Below are 19,166 nucleotides of genomic sequence, written 5' to 3' on the forward strand. Positions count from 1 at the left end.
GGAGCCCCTACGCGCGGATCATGCGCGGGGTGCGACCGGCCGTGTTGGATGGTGCCATGGCCGCTGGACTCCCCCGCCCCGGACGTTTCGACGTCCACGTCGCGCTCGGCAGCCTGCTCGGCGGCCTGCTGCTGTGGGGTGTCGGCCTGGCCACGAGGCCGAGCACCGAGGTGTACGTGCTCCTGCCCGGGCGCTGGCCGGTCCTGGTGCCGCTGTTCGTGCTCGCCGGCTGCGAGCTGCTGCGCCGGACCGCCCCCCGCACCGGCCTGTTGATCGGCACGGCCGCGATCGTCCTGGACCTCGTCACCCAGGGCAACCTGGTCACGATCCTGATGTACACCGACCTGATGTACGCGGCCGTCCTGTACGGCCCGCCCGCGTCGGCCCACCGCATCCCGCGGATCACCGGGCTGCTCTCGGTGGCCGGGGCGGTGGTGCCGTTCGCGGTCTGGCGCGAGCCCGAGGCGCTGCTGATCGGCGTGGTCACCGGCCTCGTGTCCTTCGGCCCCGCCGCCACGGGTCTGATCGTCCGCAACCACCGTGACGCGGCCGAGGCGGCCCGGCTGCGCGCCGAACAGACCGCACTGCTCGCCGAGATGGACCGCACCCAGGCCGTCACCGCCGAGCGCGCCCGGATGGCCCGCGAGCTGCACGACATGGTGGCCAACCACCTGTCCGCCATCGCCATCCACTCCACCGCCGCGCTGTCCCTCGACGATCCGAAGACCTCTCAGGACGCGCTCGTGGTCATCCGCGAGAACAGTGTGGAGGGGCTCGCCGAGATGCGGCGGCTGATCGGCATCCTGCGCGACAGCAGCGGCGACATGGAACCGTCCGCCGCTCCCACGCTCGACGGCCTGGGATCGCTGGTGGACGGCGCCCGCACCAACGGCCTCGACGTCACCCTCGACGCCGAACGCTGCGAGGTACCCGCTCCCGTCGAGCTCGCCGCCTACCGCATCGTGCAGGAGTCGCTGACCAACGCGCTCAAGCACGCGGCCCCGGGGCGGGTCACCGTGTCCCTGGCCCGGCGGGACGGCTCACTGGTCGTCAGCGTGACCAGCCCGTACGGGGGCCGGGACGCCCCGCGCGCGCCCGGGTCCGGCGCGGGTCTGGTCGGCATGAGAGAACGCGTGGCCCTGCTGGACGGCACGTTCGAAGCCGCCCCCGAGGACTCGCCCGAGGGCAAGATCTGGGCCGTACGCGCCACCATCCCCGTCAGTCACAGTGCCGAAGGAGACACCGCATGATCAGCGTCCTCGTCGCCGAGGACCAGTCCGCCGTCCGTGCGGGGCTCGTCCTCATCCTGCGCAGCGCGCCCGACATCGAGGTGGTCGGCGAGGCGGCGGACGGTGAGCAGGCGGTGGCGCTGGCCCGTGAGCTGCGGCCGGACCTGGTGCTGATGGACGTGCAGATGCCGCGCCTGGACGGGGTGTCCGCGACCCGGCAGGTCGTCAAGGAGCGGCTCGCCGAAGTGCTGGTGCTGACCACCTTCGACCTCGACGAGTACGTCTTCGGTGCGCTGCGGGCGGGCGCCTGCGGGTTCCTGCTGAAGAACACCGAGGCGAAGGAGCTGCTGGAGGCGGTGCGGACGGTGGCGCGCGGGGAGGGTCTGATCGCCCCGGCGGTGACGCGGCGGCTGATCGCGGAGTTCGCCGCGAAGCCCGCGCGGGAGCCCGCGGCCGATCCGGCGGTGCTCGACCAGCTGACGCGGCGGGAGCGCGAGGTGCTGTCCTGCCTCGGCCGGGGACTGTCCAACGCGGGCATCGCGGAGCGGCTCGACATGGCAGAGGCGACCGTGAAGACCCACGTCAGCAGGCTGCTCGGGAAGCTGGGGCTGCGGAGCAGGGTGCAAGCCGCCGTACTGGCGCAGGAGTTGGGCGTCTGAACCGGGGCCGGGTCTGACACGGCGCACATCGGACGCATGGTGGTCCAGACCTATTGACCGGTGGTCCAGACCTTTCTATTCTCACCGCACCATGAGTGGCGTGAGGCTCAGTCACGCCCCCCACAACTCCATCAAGGAGGCGCAGCATGCGCTTCAGACACAGAGCCGCGGCGGGGTTCGCGACCCTGTTGCTCCCGCTGGCCGGCCTCGTCGGCCTGGCGAGCCCGGCCCAGGCCGCCACGTCCGCCACCGCGACCTACGCCAAGACCCAGGACTGGGGCTCCGGCTTCGAGGGCAAGTGGACGGTGAAGAACACCGGCACCACCACCCTCAGCTCCTGGACCGTCGAGTGGGACTTCCCCTCCGGCACGTCCGTCACCTCCTCCTGGGACGCCGACGTCACCTCCTCCGGCACCCGCTGGACCGCGAAGAACAAGTCCTGGAACGGCACCCTCGCACCCGGCGCCTCCGTCTCGTTCGGCTTCAACGGCAGCGGCACCGGGTCCCCCGCGAACTGCAAGCTCAACGGCGGCGGTTGCGACGGCGGCACCACCGAGCCCGGCGACAGCGCGCCCAGCGCTCCTGGCACCCCCACCGCCTCGGACATCACCGACACCTCGGTGAAGCTGTCGTGGTCCGCCGCCACCGACGACAAGGGCGTCAAGAACTACGACGTCCTGCGCGACGGCACCAAGGTCGCCACCGTGACGGGCACCTCGTACACCAGCACCGGCCTCACCGCCGGCACCGACTACTCCTACTCCGTCCAGGCCCGTGACACCGCCGACCAGACCGGCCCGGTCAGCGGCGCCGTCCGGGTCCGCACCACGGGCGGCACCACCGAGCCGCCCACCGGCGACAAGGTCAAGCTCGGCTACTTCACCGAGTGGGGCGTCTACGGCCGCAACTACCACGTCAAGAACCTGGTGACGTCGGGCACGGCCTCGAAGATCACCCACATCAACTACGCGTTCGGCAACGTCAAGAACGGCCAGTGCACCGTCGACGACACCTACGCCGCCTACGACAAGGCCTACACCGCCGACCAGTCCGTCAGCGGCAGCGCCGACACCTGGGACCAGCCGCTGCGGGGCAACTTCAACCAGCTCCGGCAGCTGAAGGCCAGGTACCCGCACATCAAGGTCCTGTACTCCTTCGGCGGCTGGACCTACTCCGGCGGCTTCGGTCAGGCAGCGGCCAACGCCGCCGCGTTCGCGAAGTCCTGCAAGGCCGTCGTGGAGGACCCGCGCTGGGCCGACGTCTTCGACGGCATCGACATCGACTGGGAGTACCCGAACGCCTGCGGCCTGAGCTGCGACACCTCGGGACCTGCCGCCTTCAAGAACCTGATGTCGGCGCTGCGCACCGAGTTCGGCCCGAACTACCTGGTCACCGCGGCCATCACCGCCGACGGCTCCTCCGGCGGCAAGATCGACGCGGCCGACTACGGCGGCGCCGCCCAGCACCTCGACTGGTACAACGTGATGACCTACGACTACTTCGGCGCGTTCGACAAGGACGGCCCGACCGCTCCGCACTCCCCGCTCACGTCGTATCCGGGGATCCCGCAGGCGGGCTTCAACTCGGCCGACGCGATCGCCAAGCTCAGGTCGAAGGGCGTCCCCGCCAAGAAGCTGCTGCTCGGCATCGGCTTCTACGGCCGCGGCTGGACCGGCGTCACCCAGTCGGCCCCGGGCGGATCGGCGACCGGCGCGGCTCCGGGCACGTACGAGGCGGGCATCGAGGACTACAAGGTCCTGAAGAGCTCCTGCCCCGTCACCGGCACGATCGCCGGCACGGCGTACGCGCACTGCGGCGGCAACTGGTGGTCGTACGACACTCCGGCCACGATCGCCGGGAAGATGACCTGGGCGAAGAACCAGGGGCTCGGCGGCGCGTTCTTCTGGGAGTTCAGTGGCGACACCGCCAACGGGGAGCTGGCGACCGCCATCGACAGCGGCCTGAAGTAGACCGAATCGAAGAGAAGTTCGAAGGGTCGTAGACCCTGGGCGACGTTGACGCTCCCCCAGACGTCGTCCGGGGCCCCCACCCAGCGGGTGAACGTGGCTACGCCACGTTCACCCGCTGTCCGGGCGGAGCTGCTTCGAGCCACGCGAGAAACCCGGTCAGCGCGTCTTCGCTCATGGCGAGCTCGAGACGGGTGCCCCGGTGCAGACAGGCCAGGATCACATGGTCGGAGAGCAGCGCCAGCTCCTCCTCGCCCTCCGGGACCCGGCGGCCGGCCACCTCGATCGCGGAACGCTCCAGGACGCGGCGCGGACGGGGCGAGTACGAGAAGACGCGGTACCACTCGACGCGGTCACCGTTGTACCGGGCCACCCCGTACGCCCAGCCCTTGCCGTTGGGGTCTCCCTCGGCCGGGGCGTCCCAGCGCATGCTGGCGTCGAAGGTGCCGCCCGACCGCTGGATCAGCCGGCGACGCAGACCGAAGACGAACAGGCCCACCACCACGAGGGCCACCACGATTCCGCACACAGTCAGAGCGAGGACCATCGACACCGACCTCCTCGTCTCCTAGGTAACGGAACGTAAAAATCACCCACATCCGCCTCAGCCGCGGCTGGGTCCGGATCTCTCCGGTACCCAGCCGCGGCTGAGTGACATCATCGCGCGGCGAATGGGGTCAGCGGGCCGCCGTGGCAGCCCGCAGACGGACGTCGGCGCGGCGCTGGGCCTCCGCGTCGTCCTCCGCCTTCGCGCGCTCGAGCTCCTGCTCGGCGCGCTGGACATCGATCTCGTCCGACAGCTCGGCGACTTCGGCCAGCAGCGAGAGCTTGTCGTCCGCGAACGAGATGAATCCGCCGTGGACGGCGGCGACGACGGTCCCGCCCTCACTCGTACGGATGGTCACCGGGCCCGACTCCAGCACACCGAGCAGCGGCTGGTGACCGGGCATGACGCCGATGTCGCCGGACGTGGTGCGCGCGACGACCAGGGTGGCCTGGCCGGACCAGACCTCACGGTCGGCCGCGACCAGCGCGACGTGCAGCTCAGCAGCCAAGGGTGGCTCCTCGGGTCACCACCCGGCGGGAGTGCCGGGTGTTGGTTACAAGTCTAGTAGGCGTGAATGAGGGGGCGGGACGAACCCCGCCCCCTCATGACTCGAGCACTGCCCGGGTCAGGAGACGCCCAGCTCCTTCGCGTTCTTCTTCAGGTCCTCGAGACCACCGCACATGAAGAACGCCTGCTCCGGGAAGTGGTCGTACTCGCCGTCGCAGATCGCGTTGAACGCGGCGATCGACTCGTCCAGCGGCACGTCCGAACCGTCCACACCGGTGAACTGCTTGGCGGCGTGGGTGTTCTGGGACAGGAAGCGCTCCACGCGACGGGCACGGTGGACGACGAGCTTGTCCTCCTCGCCGAGCTCGTCGATACCGAGGATCGCGATGATGTCCTGCAGGTCCTTGTACTTCTGCAGGATGTTCTTCACGCGCATCGCGGCGTTGTAGTGCTCCGCCGAGATGTACCGCGGGTCGAGGATGCGGGACGTCGAGTCCAGCGGGTCCACGGCCGGGTAGATGCCCTTCTCGGAGATCGGACGGGAGAGAACCGTCGTCGCGTCGAGGTGGGCGAAGGTGGTGGCCGGGGCCGGGTCGGTCAGGTCGTCCGCGGGGACGTAGATCGCCTGCATCGAGGTGATCGAGTGACCACGGGTCGAGGTGATGCGCTCCTGGAGGGTGCCCATCTCGTCGGCCAGGTTCGGCTGGTAGCCCACCGCGGAGGGCATACGGCCGAGCAGGGTCGACACCTCGGAACCGGCCTGGGTGAAGCGGAAGATGTTGTCGATGAAGAACAGCACGTCCTGCTTCTGGACGTCGCGGAAGTACTCCGCCATCGTCAGGCCGGCCAGGGCCACGCGCAGACGGGTGCCCGGGGGCTCGTCCATCTGGCCGAAGACCAGGGCGGTCTTGTCCAGAACGCCGGACTCTTCCATCTCCGCGATGAGGTCGTTGCCCTCACGGGTGCGCTCGCCGACGCCCGCGAAGACGGAGACGCCCTCGTGGAGGTTGGCGACACGCATGATCATTTCCTGGATCAGCACGGTCTTGCCGACACCGGCACCACCGAACAGACCGATCTTGCCGCCCTTGACGTACGGGGTGAGGAGGTCGACGACCTTCAGGCCCGTCTCGAACATCTCGGTCTTCGACTCGAGCTGGTCGAACGCGGGGGCCTTGCGGTGGATGGACCAGCGCTCGCCCGTGTGGGTCTCGTCGCTGTTCAGCACCTCACCGAGGGTGTTGAACACCTTGCCCTTGGTGAAGTCGCCGACGGGGACGGTGATGCCCGCACCCGTGTCGGTCACCGGGGCCTGGCGGACCAGGCCGTCGGTGGGCTGCATGGAGATGGCGCGGACCAGGCCGTCACCCAGGTGCTGGGCGACCTCCAGGGTCAGCGTCTTCTTCTCGCCCGCCAGCGCCGGGTCGGCGACCTCGACGTGCAGGGCGTTGTAGATCTCCGGCATCGCGTCGACGGGGAACTCCACGTCGACGACCGGGCCGATGACCCGCGCGACGCGGCCAGTGGCCACGCCAGCAGGAGCGGTCGGCTCAACAGTGGTGGTCATTTATCGGTCACTCCCCGCGGTCGCGTCGGCCAGGGCACTCGCGCCACCGACGATCTCGCTGATTTCCTGGGTGATTTCGGCCTGGCGGGCCTGGTTGGCAAGCCGGGTGAGCGTCTCGATGAGCTCTCCGGCGTTGTCGGTGGCCGACTTCATCGCGCGCCGCGTGGCGGCGTGCTTGGAGGCGGCCGACTGGAGCAGCGCGTTGTAGATGCGGCTCTCGACGTAGCGCGGCAGCAGGGCGTCGAGGACGTCCTCCGCCGAGGGCTCGAAGTCGAACAGCGGGAGGATCTCACCCTTGGCGGGCTTGGCCTCCTCGGCGACCTCGTCGAGGCTGAGCGGCAGCAGCCGGGCCTCGATCGCCGTCTGCGTCATCATCGACACGAACTCGGTGTAGACGATGTGGAGCTCGTCCACGCCGCCCTCGGCCGTCTCCGTCTCGATCGCCTCGATCAGCGGGGCCGCGACCTTCTTGGCGTCCGCGTACGACGGCTCGTCGGTGAAGCCCGTGAACGTCTCCGCGATCTTGCGCTCGCGGAAGTTGTAGTGGGCGACACCGCGGCGGCCGACGATGTAGCTGACGACCTCCTTGCCCTCGGCCTCGAGCTTCGCCGTGAGCTTCTCCGCGGCCTTGATGGCGTTGGAGTTGAAGGCGCCGGCCAGACCGCGGTCGCTCGTGAGGAGCAGGACCGCGGCGCGGGTCGGGTTCTCGGGCTCGGTCGTGAGCGGGTGCTTGGTGTTGGATCCGCCGGCGACCGCCGTGACCGCCCGGGTGAGCTCGGTCGCGTACGGGGTGGAGGCCGCCACCTTGCGCTGCGCCTTGACGACGCGCGAGGCGGCGATCATCTCCATCGCCTTGGTGATCTTCTTGGTCGCGGTGACGGATCGGATGCGACGCTTGTAGACCCGGAGCTGGGCTCCCATGAGTCAGGTCCCTTCCGTCGTCACTTACCGGCAGCCGGGGTGTCCTCGCCGAGCAGCTTGCCGTCGGCGGTCTCGAACTGCTTCTTGAACTCCACGATGGCGTCGGCGACAGCCTGAAGGGTGTCGTCGGACATCTTGCCGCCCTCGCGGATGGAGGTCATCAGGCCCTGCTCCTTGCGGTGCAGGTACTCCAGCAGCTCCTTCTCGAAGCGGCGGATGTCGACGACGGGGACGTCGTCCATCTTGCCGGTGGTGCCGGCCCAGACGGAGACGACCTGGTCCTCGGTGGCCATCGGCTGGTACTGCGCCTGCTTCAGCAGCTCGACCATGCGCTGACCGCGCTCGAGCTGCGCCTTGGACGCGGCGTCCAGGTCGGAACCGAAGGCGGCGAAGGCCTCCAGCTCACGGAACTGGGCGAGGTCCACGCGCAGACGGCCGGAGACCTGCTTCATCGCCTTGTGCTGGGCGGAACCACCCACGCGGGAGACGGAGATACCGACGTTCAGCGCGGGGCGCTGACCGGCGTTGAACAGGTCCGACTCCAGGAAGCACTGGCCGTCGGTGATGGAGATGACGTTGGTCGGGATGAACGCCGAGACGTCGTTGGCCTTCGTCTCGACGATCGGCAGACCGGTCATCGAGCCCGCACCCATCTCGTCGGAGAGCTTCGCGCAGCGCTCCAGCAGACGGGAGTGCAGGTAGAAGACGTCACCCGGGTAGGCCTCACGGCCCGGCGGGCGGCGCAGCAGCAGCGACACGGCGCGGTAGGCGTCGGCCTGCTTCGACAGGTCGTCGAAGATGATCAGGACGTGCTTGCCCTGGTACATCCAGTGCTGACCGATGGCCGAACCGGTGTACGGCGCCAGGTACTTGAAGCCGGCCGGGTCGGACGCCGGGGCGGCGACGATGGTCGTGTACTCCAGCGCGCCGGCCTCCTCCAGAGCGCCGCGCACACCGGCGATCGTGGAGCCCTTCTGGCCGATGGCGACGTAGATGCAGCGGACCTGCTTGTTCGGGTCGCCCGAGCGCCAGTTGTCGCGCTGGTTGATGATGGTGTCGACGGCCAGGGCGGTCTTGCCGGTCTGGCGGTCACCGATGATCAGCTGACGCTGGCCACGGCCGATCGGGGTCATCGCGTCGACGGCCTTGTAGCCCGTCTCCATCGGCTCGTGCACCGACTTGCGGACCATGACGCCCGGGGCCTGCAGCTCCAGGGCGCGGCGGTCCTCGGTCTCGATCTCGCCGAGGCCGTCGATCGGGTTGCCGAGGGGGTCCACCACGCGGCCGAGGTAGCCCTCGCCCACCGCGACGGAGAGAACCTCACCGGTACGGGAGACCGGCTGACCCTCCTCGATGCCGCTGAACTCGCCGAGGACGACGCAGCCGATCTCGCGCTCCTCGAGGTTGAGGGCGAGACCGAGGCTGCCGTCCTCGAACTTCAGCAGCTCGTTGGCCATGACCGAGGGCAGACCCTCGACCTTCGCGATACCGTCGCCGGCGAAGGTGACCGTACCGACCTCCTCGCGCGAGGCCGCGTCCGGCTTGTACGCCTGGACGAAGTTCTCCAGCGCGTCCCGGATCTCCTCCGGCCGGATCGTGAGCTCCGCCATCTGGGTTCCCTGCTCTCCTTGTTGGGCCCGAAGTTTCACTTTGGGGGTCTGGGGGCGACCCCCAGGATTCTTCTGCACGGCCCAACCAGGGCCGTCGTAAGTACGTACTGCCTATTGAGTTGCTGCTCAGCCGGCGAGCCGGCGGCTGGCGTCCTCGATGCGGTCCGCGAGGGAGCCGTTGATGACCTCGTCACCGACCTGCACCCGGATACCGCCGAGGACCTCGGGGTCCACGTCCAGGTTGAGGTGCATCCGGCGGCCGTAGAGCTTCGCGAGGGCGTCGCCCAGGCGCTGCTTCTGCGGGTCGCTCAGCGGTACCGCCGAGGTCACGATGGCGACCATGCGGTCCCGGCGTTCGGCGGCGAGCTTGGACAGGGACTCCAGTCCCGTCTCCAGGCTACGTCCCCGCGGCGCGGTCACAAGGCGCGTGACCAGACGCTCGGTGGCCGACTGGGCCCGGCCGCCGAGCAGGCTGCGCAGCAGCTCGCTCTTGGCCGAGGTGGTGGCCTTGCGGTCGGTCAGCGCGGCCCGCAGCTCGGTACTGCCGGAGACGATCCGGCCGAACCGGAACAGCTCGTCCTCGACGTCGTCGAGCTTGCCGGCCTGCTGCGCGGCGGTGAGGTCGGCGGTGTTGGCCAGCACCTCCAGGGCGTCCACCAGGTCGCGCGACTGCGACCAGCGGGAGCGCACCATGCCGGCCACCAGGTCGGCGGCGGGGCCGCTGACCTGGGTGCCGAGCAGACGCTGGGCCAGCTCGGCCTTCGCCTCCGCGGCCTGCGCCGGGTCGGTGAGGACCCGACGCAGCGACACCTCGCGGTCGAGCAGCGCGGTGACGGCGGCCAGCTCGTCGGCGAGCGAAGCCGCGTTCACGGACGTCGAGTCCGTCAGCGCGTCGAGACGCTCACGTGCGGCTGCCAGGGCCTCGCGGCTCGCTCCGTTCATCGCCCGGCCTCGGCCTTCTCCTCGAGCTCGTCGAGGAACCGGTCGATCACGCGGCTCTGGCGGGCGTGGTCCTCGAGGGACTCGCCGACGAGCTTGCCGGCCAGGTCGGTGGCGAGCTTGCCGACGTCCTGGCGGAGCGCGGACGAGGCGGCCTTGCGGTCGGCCTCGATCTGGGCGTGACCGGCGGCGACGATCTCCTCGCGCTGACGCTGGCCCTCGGCCCGCATCTCGGCGATGAGCGCGGCACCCTGCTCCTGCGCCTCCTGGCGCAGTCGCGCGGCCTCGTGCCGGGCCTCGGCGAGCTGTGCCTTGTACTGCTCAAGGACGCTCTGGGCCTCGACCTTCATGGTCTCGGCCTCTTCGATACCGCCTTCGATCGCCGCGCGGCGCTCCTCCAGAACCTTGTTGATGTTCGGAAGCAGCTTCTTCCAGAAGAAGAAGAACACGATGGCGAAGGCGATGGTGCCGACGAGCAGCTCGGGGCCCGGAGGAACGAGCGGGTTCTGCTCCTCCTCGGCCGCCAGCTGTACCAGGTTGGCGATCACATCAGTGCCTTTCGTCGTTGCCTGTCGGTAGGGATTTTTTAGTCAATACCGAAGACGAACGGCATGACGATGCCGATGAGGGCGAGCGCCTCACAGAAGGCGAAGCCCAGGATCTGGTTGGCGCGGATCAGGCCGGCGGCCTCGGGCTGGCGGGCGAGGGCCTGGGTGCCGTTACCGAAGATGATGCCGACGCCGATGCCGGGGCCGATAGCCGAGAGGCCGTAACCGACGGAACCGATGGAACCGGAGACAGCGGCAAGGGTCTCAGTGGCAGCCATGCTGAATCTTCCTTCTCTTAACGGACCGGTGGGGGTTGGCCACCGGACGACTGGGGGTGGTGGGGCTCAGTGGTGCTCGGCCAGAGCGCCCTGGATGTACGTGCAGGCGAGGAGTACGAAAACGTACGCCTGGACGGCCTGTACGAAAAGCTCGAAGCCGATCATGGCGATGGTCATCACGAAGGAGACACCGGCCGCCGGAACCATCCAGCTGTTCAGCAGGTACCAGGAGGCAACGGTGAACATGACCAGCATCAGGTGGCCGGCGAACATGTTCGCGAACAGTCGCACCGCGTGCGTGAACGGCCGGACGAGCAGGTTCGAGAAGAACTCGATGACCATGACGAGCGGCAGCACTCCGCCAAGCGACTTGTCGTAGCCGGTGACGTTCTTGAAGAACCCGACGAAGCCGTGCCGCTTGAAGGTCAGCGAGACCCAGGTCACGTAGACGATCACGGCGAGGACCGCCGGGAAGGCGATGATCGACGAGACCGGGAACTGCGCCAGCGGGATCACGGACCAGATGTTCATGATCCAGATGAAGAAGAAGAGCGAGACCATCAGGGGGACGTACTTCTCGCCCTCCTTCTTTCCGAGGGTCTCGTAGACGATGCCGCGGCGGACGAAGTCGTAACCGGCCTCACCGACCATCTGCAGCTTGCCCGGCACCACCTTGGCCTTGCCGAAGGCCGCGTAGAAGAACCCGATGACGAGGATGGTGGTGATGATGGCGAGCAGCATCACCTTGTTGAACTCGAACCCTCCAACCGTGGCAATCGGCTTGAAGAGGAACGAGTGCAGGCCCGGTGCCGGAAAACCACACCCGTCGGACATGATCCGACAGCTCCAGTCAAAGGCGAGCTGGGTCTGGTCAGCACTCACCGCGGGCTCCTTCGGTGTGACGCATGGGTACGGCAACCTCGTTGTGTCGGCGCGGCGTACAGCCGCGGGTCGGCACCGGACTGGTGTTAAGAATGTGAGGGCGGCTGGGGGGCATCGAGCCTCGCGTTCGAGCAGGCGTCAGCTCAGATGCCCGCGCCCGCGATGCCGCAGTTGGCACCGGACGATAGCAGGAGTTCCTACTGCCCTTTATCGCGCCCCTACTCGTCACGACGACGGCCCGGTCTTCTCCGGCTTCTCGCTCTTCGCGGAGTCCGGGTCGATGTAGAAGAGCTTGGCCTTCATGTGCGCACGAGCCTGCGCAGCCATCCACACGACGGTCGCGACGATGATCCCGGCGGCGAACGCCTTCGGGTTGAAGAGAGAGGTGCCCTTGAAGAGGGCGACAAAGATGAGGAGCAGCAGAAGCTGTGCCATGTAGAGCATCAGCCCCATGGCCTGGAACAACTGCGGGAGCGTTTTTGCCGTCCACTGGAGAACGTACAGACCGATTCCCATGAAGAGGATGGCCAGTACGGTGCCGACGGCCGCTCCGATGGCTCCCTTGCCTCCGGCCACCGCGCCACTGACGGCGACCACGACCACACCGGCAGCGGCTGTGGGCACAGCGCACTGCAAGAGGTTCCGGGCGTCATTGGACGGCATGGCGGCAACTCCGCTTTCGCAGGGGGCAGGGGTGTCGTCATGGACGAGCGTAGTCCCGGGCTGAGTGGAGACCTCACACCAATGGACCGTCGCACTACGGTCCTTCGGCTCTATCCGGGGGGTTCTCGTGAACCGTATCACAAACTATTTGATGCAGTCTTTACCTGGAGGTGTGCGGACTGTCACACATGAGAGTGAACTTGCGCGTCTGAGCGGGAACAGTGCCGAGATGTCTGGTATTGGGGCGCTTCGCACCCCCATCGCAATCCCACGACTTGGCAATGCTCTAGTCAGATTCTTACCTTGTCCCCGCCTTGCGCCGGTCGGCCAGACGCGAACGGGGGCCGATGGCGGTCGCCCCGTTGACACCGGCGACCCCGGAGACCACGGGCGTGCGGCTCTCGGTCGCGACCGGGCTGTGCTGGTCCGGCGTCGACGCCGGCGTCGAGGCCTCGGGTGAGAGGGCCGCGACCGAGCCGCGGCGCCGGTAGCGCGGTGGCACGAAGCGCTCCATCCAGCGGGGCGCACGCGGCGTGAAGCGCGGCAGCAGAAGCAGCAGGAGCCCGATCGCGCTGAGGAAGACCACACCCAGCACGATCCACATGGACGCCGAGTTGACCGAGTAGGCGAGAGCCCCGAAGGCGATCAGCGCCGACCAGAAGTACATGATCAGCACCGCGCGGCTGTGCGAGTGGCCGATCTCCAGCAGCCGGTGGTGCAGGTGGCCGCGGTCGGCGGCGAACGGGGACTGGCCGCGCCAGGTGCGCCGCACGATCGCCAGGATCAGGTCGGCGGCCGGCACCGCGATGATCGTCAGCGGCAGCAGCAGCGGGATGTAGACGGGGACCGTCTGGTGCACGGCCTCCTTCTCGGAGCCCACGTACAGGTTGAGCGCGTCCGGGTCGACCTGCCCGGTGACGGAGATCGCGCCGGCGGCCAGCACCAGGCCGATCAGCATCGAGCCGGAGTCGCCCATGAAGATCCGCGCCGGGTGCATGTTGTGCGGCAGGAAGCCCAGGCACATGCCCATCAGGATCGCCGAGAAGAGGGTGGCCGGCGCGGCGGCCTCGATGCCGTACGAGTACCAGATGCGGTAGGCGTACAGGAAGAACGCCGTGGCCGCGATGCAGACCATGCCGGCCGCGAGGCCGTCCAGGCCGTCGACGAAGTTGACCGCGTTGATGGTGATGACGACCAGGGCGACCGTGAGCAGGGTGCCCTGCCACTGGGTGAGCGCGACCGAGCCGACACCCGGGATCGGCAGCCACAGGATCGTCAGACCCTGCACGACCATCACGCCCGCGGCGATCATCTGGCCGCCCAGCTTGATCAGGGCGTCGATCTCGAACTTGTCGTCCAGTACACCGATCAGCCAGATCAGGGCGGCCCCGGACAGCAGCGCCCGGGGTTCGTTCGAGGTCGCGAAGACCTGGTTGAGGTTGGTCAGGTGGTCGGCGACCAGCAGGCCCGCGCACAGGCCGAAGAACATCGCGATACCGCCGAGGCGCGGAGTGGGCTCCCGGTGCACGTCACGTGCCCGGATCTCCGGCATCGCTCCGGCCACGATCGCGAACTTCCGTACCGGCCCTGTCAGCAGATACGTCACCGCGGCCGTGATGCAGAGCGTCAGGAGGTATTCACGCACGGGCTTCCCCACAGGTCTCGCTGGCCATCTCAGCCCCACACCCTAGCGATGCGCGCATATGAGTGGGGACTTCCGGGTAGCGACGATGGTTGCACGAGTGGCTGTGCACCCTGATGCGCTTACCCCGACTCACGCCGGATACGGCGGAAATCCACCGGCCAGCTCCCGCACTTCTTCACGGGCTCTCGAGGGATCCGTCACGCCCCGGAGCACCCCGGCGAACAGTCCGGCGATCCGGACCATCTCCGTCTCGCCCATGCCCTGCGTGGTGACCGCGGCCGTACCGAGCCGCAGCCCCCGGGCATCCCCGTGCGGCAGGGCGCAGCAGTCCATGACCAGGCCCGCAGCGGCCAGACGGCCCCGGGCCGTGCGTCCGTCGACGCCGAGAGGTGCCGGGTCGGCGGTGATCAGGTGGGTGTCCGTGCCGCCGGTGGTGACGACCAGGCCGGCCGCGGCCAGCCGGGCCGCCAGAACCCGCGCATTCGCCACCACCTGATGGGCGTACGCGGCGAACGCCGGTGTTGCCGCCTCCCCGAACGCGACCGCCTTGGCGGCGATGGTGTGCATCTGCGCACCACCCTGTGTGAAAGGGAACACGGCCCGGTCGACCCGCTCGGCCAGCTCCGCCCGGCACAGGATCACGCCGCCGCGCGGGCCCCGCAGCACCTTGTGGGTGGTCCCGCAGACGATGTCCGCGTACGGCACCGGATTCGGGGCCGCTCCCCCGGCCACGAGCCCGAGCGGGTGCGCGGCGTCCGCGATGAGGTACGCGCCCACCTCGTCGGCGACCTCGCGGAAGAACGCGTAGTCGAGGTGCCGGGGGTAGGCGATCGAGCCGCACACGATCGCCTTGGGCCGGCGGGTGCGGGCCAGGGTGCGCACCTGCTCGTGGTCGATGAGCCCGGACTCTGCCTCGACGCCGTAACCGACGAAGTCGAACCAGCGGCCCGAGAAGTTGGCGGGCGAGCCGTGTGTGAGATGGCCGCCGTAGGCCAGGCCGAGCGCGAGGACGGTGTCGCCGGGGCGGAGCAGGGCGGCGTAGGCGGCGAGCACCGCCGAAGATCCCGAGTGCGCCTGGACGTTGGCGTGGTCGGCACCGAACAGCGCCCTGGCCCGCTCGACGGCGAGGCGTTCGGCGACGTCGACGACCTCGCAGCCGCCGTGGTGCCGTGCGCCGGGGTAGCCCTCGGCGTACTTGTTCACCAGCGGTGACCCCAGGGCGGCCAGCACGGCCGGGGAGCTGAAGTTCTCGGCGGCGATCAGCTGGAGCGTGGTCGACTGCCGCTCCCGCTCCCCGAGCAGGACGTCGGCGAGCTCGGGGTCCTGGCGGCGCAGGACGTCGGCCTCGATGGCAGGGGTGACCGTCATGGTGGGCTCCGGGCGACGTTTTTCCGGGCGGTTGTCTCCGGGCGCCTGAGTCGGTCGGCTCACTCGCCGTGGTGACGTACGACCAATGTAGGCCCGGCGCCCGCGGGGCGCTCGGCCGTTACGTCTTTGCGGGGACGCCCGTCAGGGCCGTGACGACCGGGTCGAGTGCCTGGTGTATCTCGTCCCCGATGGACCGGAAGAACGTCAGGGGTGCGCCGTACGGGTCGTAGACCTCGTCCGCCTCGGCCGTCGGAGCCAGCAGCCACCCGCGTAGAGCGGCCGCGGCGCGGACCAGCGCACGCGCGCGGATGACCACGCCGTCCTCCAGGGGCGGCAGGGTCGCCGGGTCGATGGCCTTGACCAGGCGGGTGAACTCCTTGAGCGTGAAGGTCCGCAGGCCCGCCGAGTGGCCCATGGAGATGACCTGCGCCCGGTGGTCCCGGGTGGCCGTCAGAACCAGGTCGGCGCGGATCACGTGCTCGTCGAGGAGCTCGCGCCCGGTGAAGCCGGAGGCGTCCGCGCCGAAGTCGGCCAGGACGGTCTCCGCGTGGGACTCCATGGGTGCGCCCTCGTGGCCCCAGGTGCCGGCGCTCTCCACGATCAGCCCGCCGCCCAGGATGCCGAGCCGCTCCCGCACCGCATGGCGGGTCAGCCGCTCGGTGATGGGCGAGCGGCACACGTTGCCGGTGCTGACGTGGAGGATCCGGAAGCTGTCACGCGGAAGCCCCACGAACGTCGTCGTGATCTCCGCCGCGCTTTCCCCGTTGCCTATGCCACGCCCCGATCCAGGGGCCGTCAATTCGCCACCTCGAGGTCGGGTACGACCTTTCGCAGCTCGTCCGCCGAGATGGCGCCCGCGCGCAGCAGCAGCGGCACCTCACGGGTCACGTCGACGATCGACGAGGGCACGATGCCGGGGGTCGGGCCGCCGTCGAGGTAGACGGAGACGGAGTCGCCGAGCATCTCCTGCGCGGCGTCGCAGTTCTCCGGCGCCGGGTGGCCGGTCAGGTTGGCGGAGGAGACGGCCATGGGGCCGACCTCGGTCAGCAGTTCGATGGCGACCGGGTGCAGCGGCATGCGCACGGCGACGGTGCCACGGGTGTCCCCGAGGTCCCACTGCAGGGACGGCTGGTGCCGGGCGACGAGCGTCAGCGCGCCCGGCCAGAAGGCGTCGACCAGCTCCCAGGCCAGCTCGGAGAAGTCCGTGACGAGGCCGTGCAGCGTGTTCGGGGAGCCGATGAGGACGGGCGTGGGCATGTTGCGGCCCCGGCCCTTCGCGTCGAGCAGGTCGGCGACCGCCTCCGAGGAGAACGCGTCGGCGCCGATGCCGTACACCGTGTCCGTCGGCAGCACCACGAGCTCGCCACGGCGGACGGCGGACGCTGCCTCGCGCAGACCGGTCACACGGTCGGTCGCGTCGTTGGTGTCGTATCGCCGTGCCATCTTTAGCTGGCCTCCTCGTACACGTGCTGCTGGGATGTGGTCCACGAAGTCAACGAAGTCCGCGAAGACCGCGGGGTGCCCGGTGTGCTCACGGCAGTGCCTTGCGGGCCGTGGCGAAGCGCGGGCGGTTGTTGAGGTCCGGGTGGTCGGCCGCGTCGGTCCAGCCGCGGTCCTCGGCGAAGATCCACGGCACCTGGCCGCCCTGGGTGTCGGCGTGCTCGACCACGACCACGCCGCCCGGGCGCAGCAGCCGGTGCGCGGTGCGCTCCAGGCCGCGGATCAGGTCGAGACCGTCCTCACCGGAGAAGAGGGCGAGGCCGGGGTCGTAGTCCCGCGCCTCGGGGGCGACGTACTCCCACTCCGTGAGCGGGATGTACGGCGGGTTGGTGATGACCAGGTCGACCTGGCCGTCCAGGTCCGGGAAGGCCGTCAGCGCGTTGCCCTGCCGCAGGTCGACCCTGGATCCCTCGACGTTCTTGCGGGTCCACTTGAGGGCGTCCTCGGACAGCTCGACGGCGTGCACGCGCGAGCGCGGCACCTCCTGGGCGAGGGCGAGCGCGATGGCGCCGGAGCCGGTGCACAGGTCGACGATGCACGGCTCGACCACGTCCATGGCCCGTACGGCGTCTATGGCCCAGCCGACCACGGACTCCGTCTCGGGCCGCGGCACGAACACCCCGGGGCCGACCTGGAGTTCCAGGTAGCGGAAGTAGGCGCGCCCGGTGATGTGCTGGAGGGGTTCGCGGGCCTCGCGGCGGGCGATGACCTCCCAGTAGCGGGCGTCGAAGTCGGAGTCCCTGACGGAGTGCAGCTCGCCGCGCTTGACGCCGTGCACGAACGCGGCGAGTTCCTCCGCGTCGGTGCGCGGCGAGGGCACGCCGGCGTCGGCGAGCCGCTGGGTGGCCTGGGCCACCTCCGCGAGCAGCAGGTTCACGCAAGTCCTCCGTTTTACTCGTACGTGATCACTCGTACGTGCTCGTGCCTGCCTTACGCGGCCGCCAGCTTCGCCGCGGAGTCCGCGTCGACGCAGGCCTGGATCACCGCGTCGAGGTCGCCGTCCAGGACCTGGTCCAGGTTGTACGCCTTGAAGCCGACGCGGTGGTCCGAGAGGCGGTTCTCCGGGAAGTTGTACGTGCGGATCTTCTCGGAGCGGTCGACGGTGCGGACCTGGCTGCGGCGGGCGTCGGCGGCCTCCCGCTCCGCTTCCTCCTGCGCCGCTGCGAGCAGCCTGGAGCGCAGGATACGCAGTGCCTGCTCCTTGTTCTGCAGCTGGCTCTTCTCGTTCTGGCAGGAGGCGACGACTCCGGTGGGAAGGTGCGTGATGCGCACGGCGGAGTCGGTGGTGTTGACGGACTGTCCGCCGGGCCCGGAGGACCGGTAGACGTCGATGCGGAGGTCGTTCGGGTTGATCTCGACGTCGACCTCCTCGGCCTCGGGCGTGACGAGCACACCGGCCGCGGAGGTGTGGATACGGCCCTGGGACTCCGTCGCGGGCACGCGCTGCACGCGGTGCACGCCGCCCTCGTACTTCAGCCGCGCCCAGACGCCCTGGCCGGGCTCGGTGGCGCCCTGGCCGCCCTTGGTCTTCACGGCGACCTGGACGTCCTTGTAGCCGCCCAGCTCGGACTCGGTGGCGTCGATGATCTCGGTCTTCCAGCCGACGCGCTCGGCGTAGCGCAGGTACATGCGCAGCAGGTCGCCGGCGAACAGGGCCGACTCGTCGCCGCCCGCGCCCGCCTTGATCTCGAGGATGACGTCCTTGTCGTCGCTGGGGTCGCGCGGGACGAGCAGGAGGCGCAGCTTCTCCGTGAGCTCCTCGCGCGCCTTCTCCAGCTCCTTGACCTCGGCGGCGAACTCCGGGTCGTCGGCGCCCAGTTCACGCGCGGTCTCGATGTCGTCGCCCGTCTGCGTCCAGGAGCGGTAGGTGGCGACGATGGGGGTGAGCTCGGCGTAACGCTTGTTCAGCTTGCGCGCGTTGGCCTGGTCGGCGTGGACCGACGGGTCGGCGAGCTTCTTCTCCAGGTCGGCGTGCTCGGCGACGAGTTCCTCGACGGCCTCGAACATCTTGGGCTCCTGTGTACGGACGGGGGTGAAGGGCGGGCGACCAAAAACGCCGGTCCCGGCGCGCCCTCGGTGGGGCGCGGCCGTGGACCGGCGAATTGAGGCTCGCTACTTCTTGGAGCCGGCGGCCTTGCCGAAGCGGGCCTCGAAGCGGGCCACACGGCCACCGGTGTCGAGGATCTTCTGCTTGCCCGTGTAGAACGGGTGGCACTCGGAGCAGACATCGGCGCGGATGGTGCCGGACTCGATGGTGCTGCGGGTGGTGAACGACGCGCCGCAGGTGCAGCTGACCTGCGTCTCGACGTACTCGGGGTGGATGTCGCGCTTCAAGG

Annotated in this window: 20 protein-coding genes; 3 read left to right on the forward strand and 17 right to left on the reverse strand. The window is 69.3% G+C overall.

Annotated features, from left to right (window positions below; translation table 11 throughout):
- Nucleotides 1-56: 56 nt before the first annotated feature.
- From ACZ7EG_RS05415 to ACZ7EG_RS05425, 3 genes are all read left to right on the forward strand, one after another.
- The gene (locus tag ACZ7EG_RS05415; protein WP_471072685.1) at nucleotides 57-1,250 is read left to right on the forward strand and encodes a sensor histidine kinase; all 1,194 of its coding nucleotides are present in this window, start codon (nucleotides 57-59) and stop codon (nucleotides 1,248-1,250) included.
- A complete protein-coding gene (locus ACZ7EG_RS05420; RefSeq protein WP_471072688.1) occupies nucleotides 1,247-1,888 on the forward strand; it encodes a response regulator in 642 nt (213 codons plus the stop codon). The genes ACZ7EG_RS05415 and ACZ7EG_RS05420 overlap by 4 nt, the downstream gene beginning before the upstream one ends.
- Before the next feature lie 146 nt (nucleotides 1,889-2,034).
- Nucleotides 2,035-3,858 carry a glycosyl hydrolase family 18 protein gene (locus ACZ7EG_RS05425; protein WP_471072691.1) on the forward strand — a complete coding sequence of 608 codons (1,824 nt, stop codon included), beginning with the start codon at nucleotides 2,035-2,037 and terminating at the stop codon, nucleotides 3,856-3,858.
- Between the two features lie 97 nt (nucleotides 3,859-3,955).
- Here the strand turns inward: ACZ7EG_RS05425 and ACZ7EG_RS05430 are convergent, their stop codons facing one another.
- The 17 genes from ACZ7EG_RS05430 to rpmE form a co-directional block, all read right to left on the reverse strand.
- Nucleotides 3,956-4,402: a DUF2550 domain-containing protein gene (locus ACZ7EG_RS05430; protein ID WP_471072694.1), complete on the reverse strand. Its 447-nt coding sequence runs from the start codon at nucleotides 4,400-4,402 to the stop codon at nucleotides 3,956-3,958.
- 130 nt (nucleotides 4,403-4,532) lie between these two features.
- Nucleotides 4,533-4,910: a F0F1 ATP synthase subunit epsilon gene (locus tag ACZ7EG_RS05435; RefSeq protein WP_033312984.1), complete on the reverse strand. Its 378-nt coding sequence runs from the start codon at nucleotides 4,908-4,910 to the stop codon at nucleotides 4,533-4,535.
- Between the two features lie 117 nt (nucleotides 4,911-5,027).
- Nucleotides 5,028-6,476, reverse strand: coding sequence for a F0F1 ATP synthase subunit beta (gene atpD / locus ACZ7EG_RS05440; RefSeq protein ID WP_471072697.1), 1,449 nt, complete (start codon nucleotides 6,474-6,476; stop codon nucleotides 5,028-5,030).
- Nucleotides 6,477-7,397, reverse strand: a complete 921-nt coding sequence (locus ACZ7EG_RS05445; protein ID WP_031104203.1) for a F0F1 ATP synthase subunit gamma — start codon at nucleotides 7,395-7,397, stop codon at nucleotides 6,477-6,479.
- A 20-nt stretch (nucleotides 7,398-7,417) separates the two neighbouring features.
- The gene (atpA, locus tag ACZ7EG_RS05450; RefSeq protein ID WP_031104202.1) at nucleotides 7,418-9,007 is read right to left on the reverse strand and encodes a F0F1 ATP synthase subunit alpha; all 1,590 of its coding nucleotides are present in this window, start codon (nucleotides 9,005-9,007) and stop codon (nucleotides 7,418-7,420) included.
- 126 nt (nucleotides 9,008-9,133) lie between these two features.
- A complete protein-coding gene (locus ACZ7EG_RS05455) occupies nucleotides 9,134-9,949 on the reverse strand; it encodes a F0F1 ATP synthase subunit delta (protein ID WP_467059281.1) in 816 nt (271 codons plus the stop codon).
- Nucleotides 9,946-10,494: a F0F1 ATP synthase subunit B gene (locus ACZ7EG_RS05460; protein WP_030246436.1), complete on the reverse strand. Its 549-nt coding sequence runs from the start codon at nucleotides 10,492-10,494 to the stop codon at nucleotides 9,946-9,948. The genes ACZ7EG_RS05455 and ACZ7EG_RS05460 overlap by 4 nt, the downstream gene beginning before the upstream one ends.
- 38 nt (nucleotides 10,495-10,532) lie before the next feature.
- On the reverse strand, nucleotides 10,533-10,772 hold the full coding sequence (locus ACZ7EG_RS05465) for an ATP synthase subunit c family protein (RefSeq protein WP_030246434.1): 240 nt from the start codon (nucleotides 10,770-10,772) through the stop codon (nucleotides 10,533-10,535).
- Nucleotides 10,773-10,838: 66 nt separating this feature from the next.
- A complete protein-coding gene (gene atpB, locus ACZ7EG_RS05470) occupies nucleotides 10,839-11,606 on the reverse strand; it encodes a F0F1 ATP synthase subunit A (protein ID WP_298565006.1) in 768 nt (255 codons plus the stop codon).
- A gap of 273 nt (nucleotides 11,607-11,879) precedes the next feature.
- Nucleotides 11,880-12,317 (reverse strand): hypothetical protein, encoded by a 438-nt coding sequence (locus ACZ7EG_RS05475; RefSeq protein ID WP_471072701.1) that lies wholly within the window; start codon nucleotides 12,315-12,317, stop codon nucleotides 11,880-11,882.
- Between the two features lie 298 nt (nucleotides 12,318-12,615).
- A complete protein-coding gene (locus tag ACZ7EG_RS05480; RefSeq protein ID WP_471072704.1) occupies nucleotides 12,616-13,962 on the reverse strand; it encodes an MraY family glycosyltransferase in 1,347 nt (448 codons plus the stop codon).
- Between the two features lie 129 nt (nucleotides 13,963-14,091).
- Nucleotides 14,092-15,330, reverse strand: coding sequence for a serine hydroxymethyltransferase (locus ACZ7EG_RS05485; RefSeq protein ID WP_471072707.1), 1,239 nt, complete (start codon nucleotides 15,328-15,330; stop codon nucleotides 14,092-14,094).
- Between the two features lie 118 nt (nucleotides 15,331-15,448).
- On the reverse strand, nucleotides 15,449-16,129 hold the full coding sequence (locus ACZ7EG_RS05490) for an arsenate reductase/protein-tyrosine-phosphatase family protein (protein ID WP_471072710.1): 681 nt from the start codon (nucleotides 16,127-16,129) through the stop codon (nucleotides 15,449-15,451).
- Nucleotides 16,126-16,773, reverse strand: a complete 648-nt coding sequence (locus ACZ7EG_RS05495; protein WP_053670593.1) for an L-threonylcarbamoyladenylate synthase — start codon at nucleotides 16,771-16,773, stop codon at nucleotides 16,126-16,128. Before ACZ7EG_RS05495 ends, ACZ7EG_RS05490 begins: the two co-directional genes overlap by 4 nt.
- An 88-nt stretch (nucleotides 16,774-16,861) precedes the next feature.
- On the reverse strand, nucleotides 16,862-17,707 hold the full coding sequence (gene prmC, locus ACZ7EG_RS05500; RefSeq protein ID WP_471072714.1) for a peptide chain release factor N(5)-glutamine methyltransferase: 846 nt from the start codon (nucleotides 17,705-17,707) through the stop codon (nucleotides 16,862-16,864).
- A 53-nt stretch (nucleotides 17,708-17,760) separates the two neighbouring features.
- A complete protein-coding gene (gene prfA, locus ACZ7EG_RS05505) occupies nucleotides 17,761-18,837 on the reverse strand; it encodes a peptide chain release factor 1 (RefSeq protein WP_471072717.1) in 1,077 nt (358 codons plus the stop codon).
- Nucleotides 18,838-18,942: 105 nt separating this feature from the next.
- Entirely contained in the window at nucleotides 18,943-19,164 is a 222-nt protein-coding gene (gene rpmE, locus ACZ7EG_RS05510) for a 50S ribosomal protein L31 (RefSeq protein WP_003992975.1), read from the reverse strand.
- Between the last annotated feature and the right edge of the window lie 2 nt (nucleotides 19,165-19,166).

The organism is Streptomyces sp. NPDC037100 (assembly GCF_055606225.1).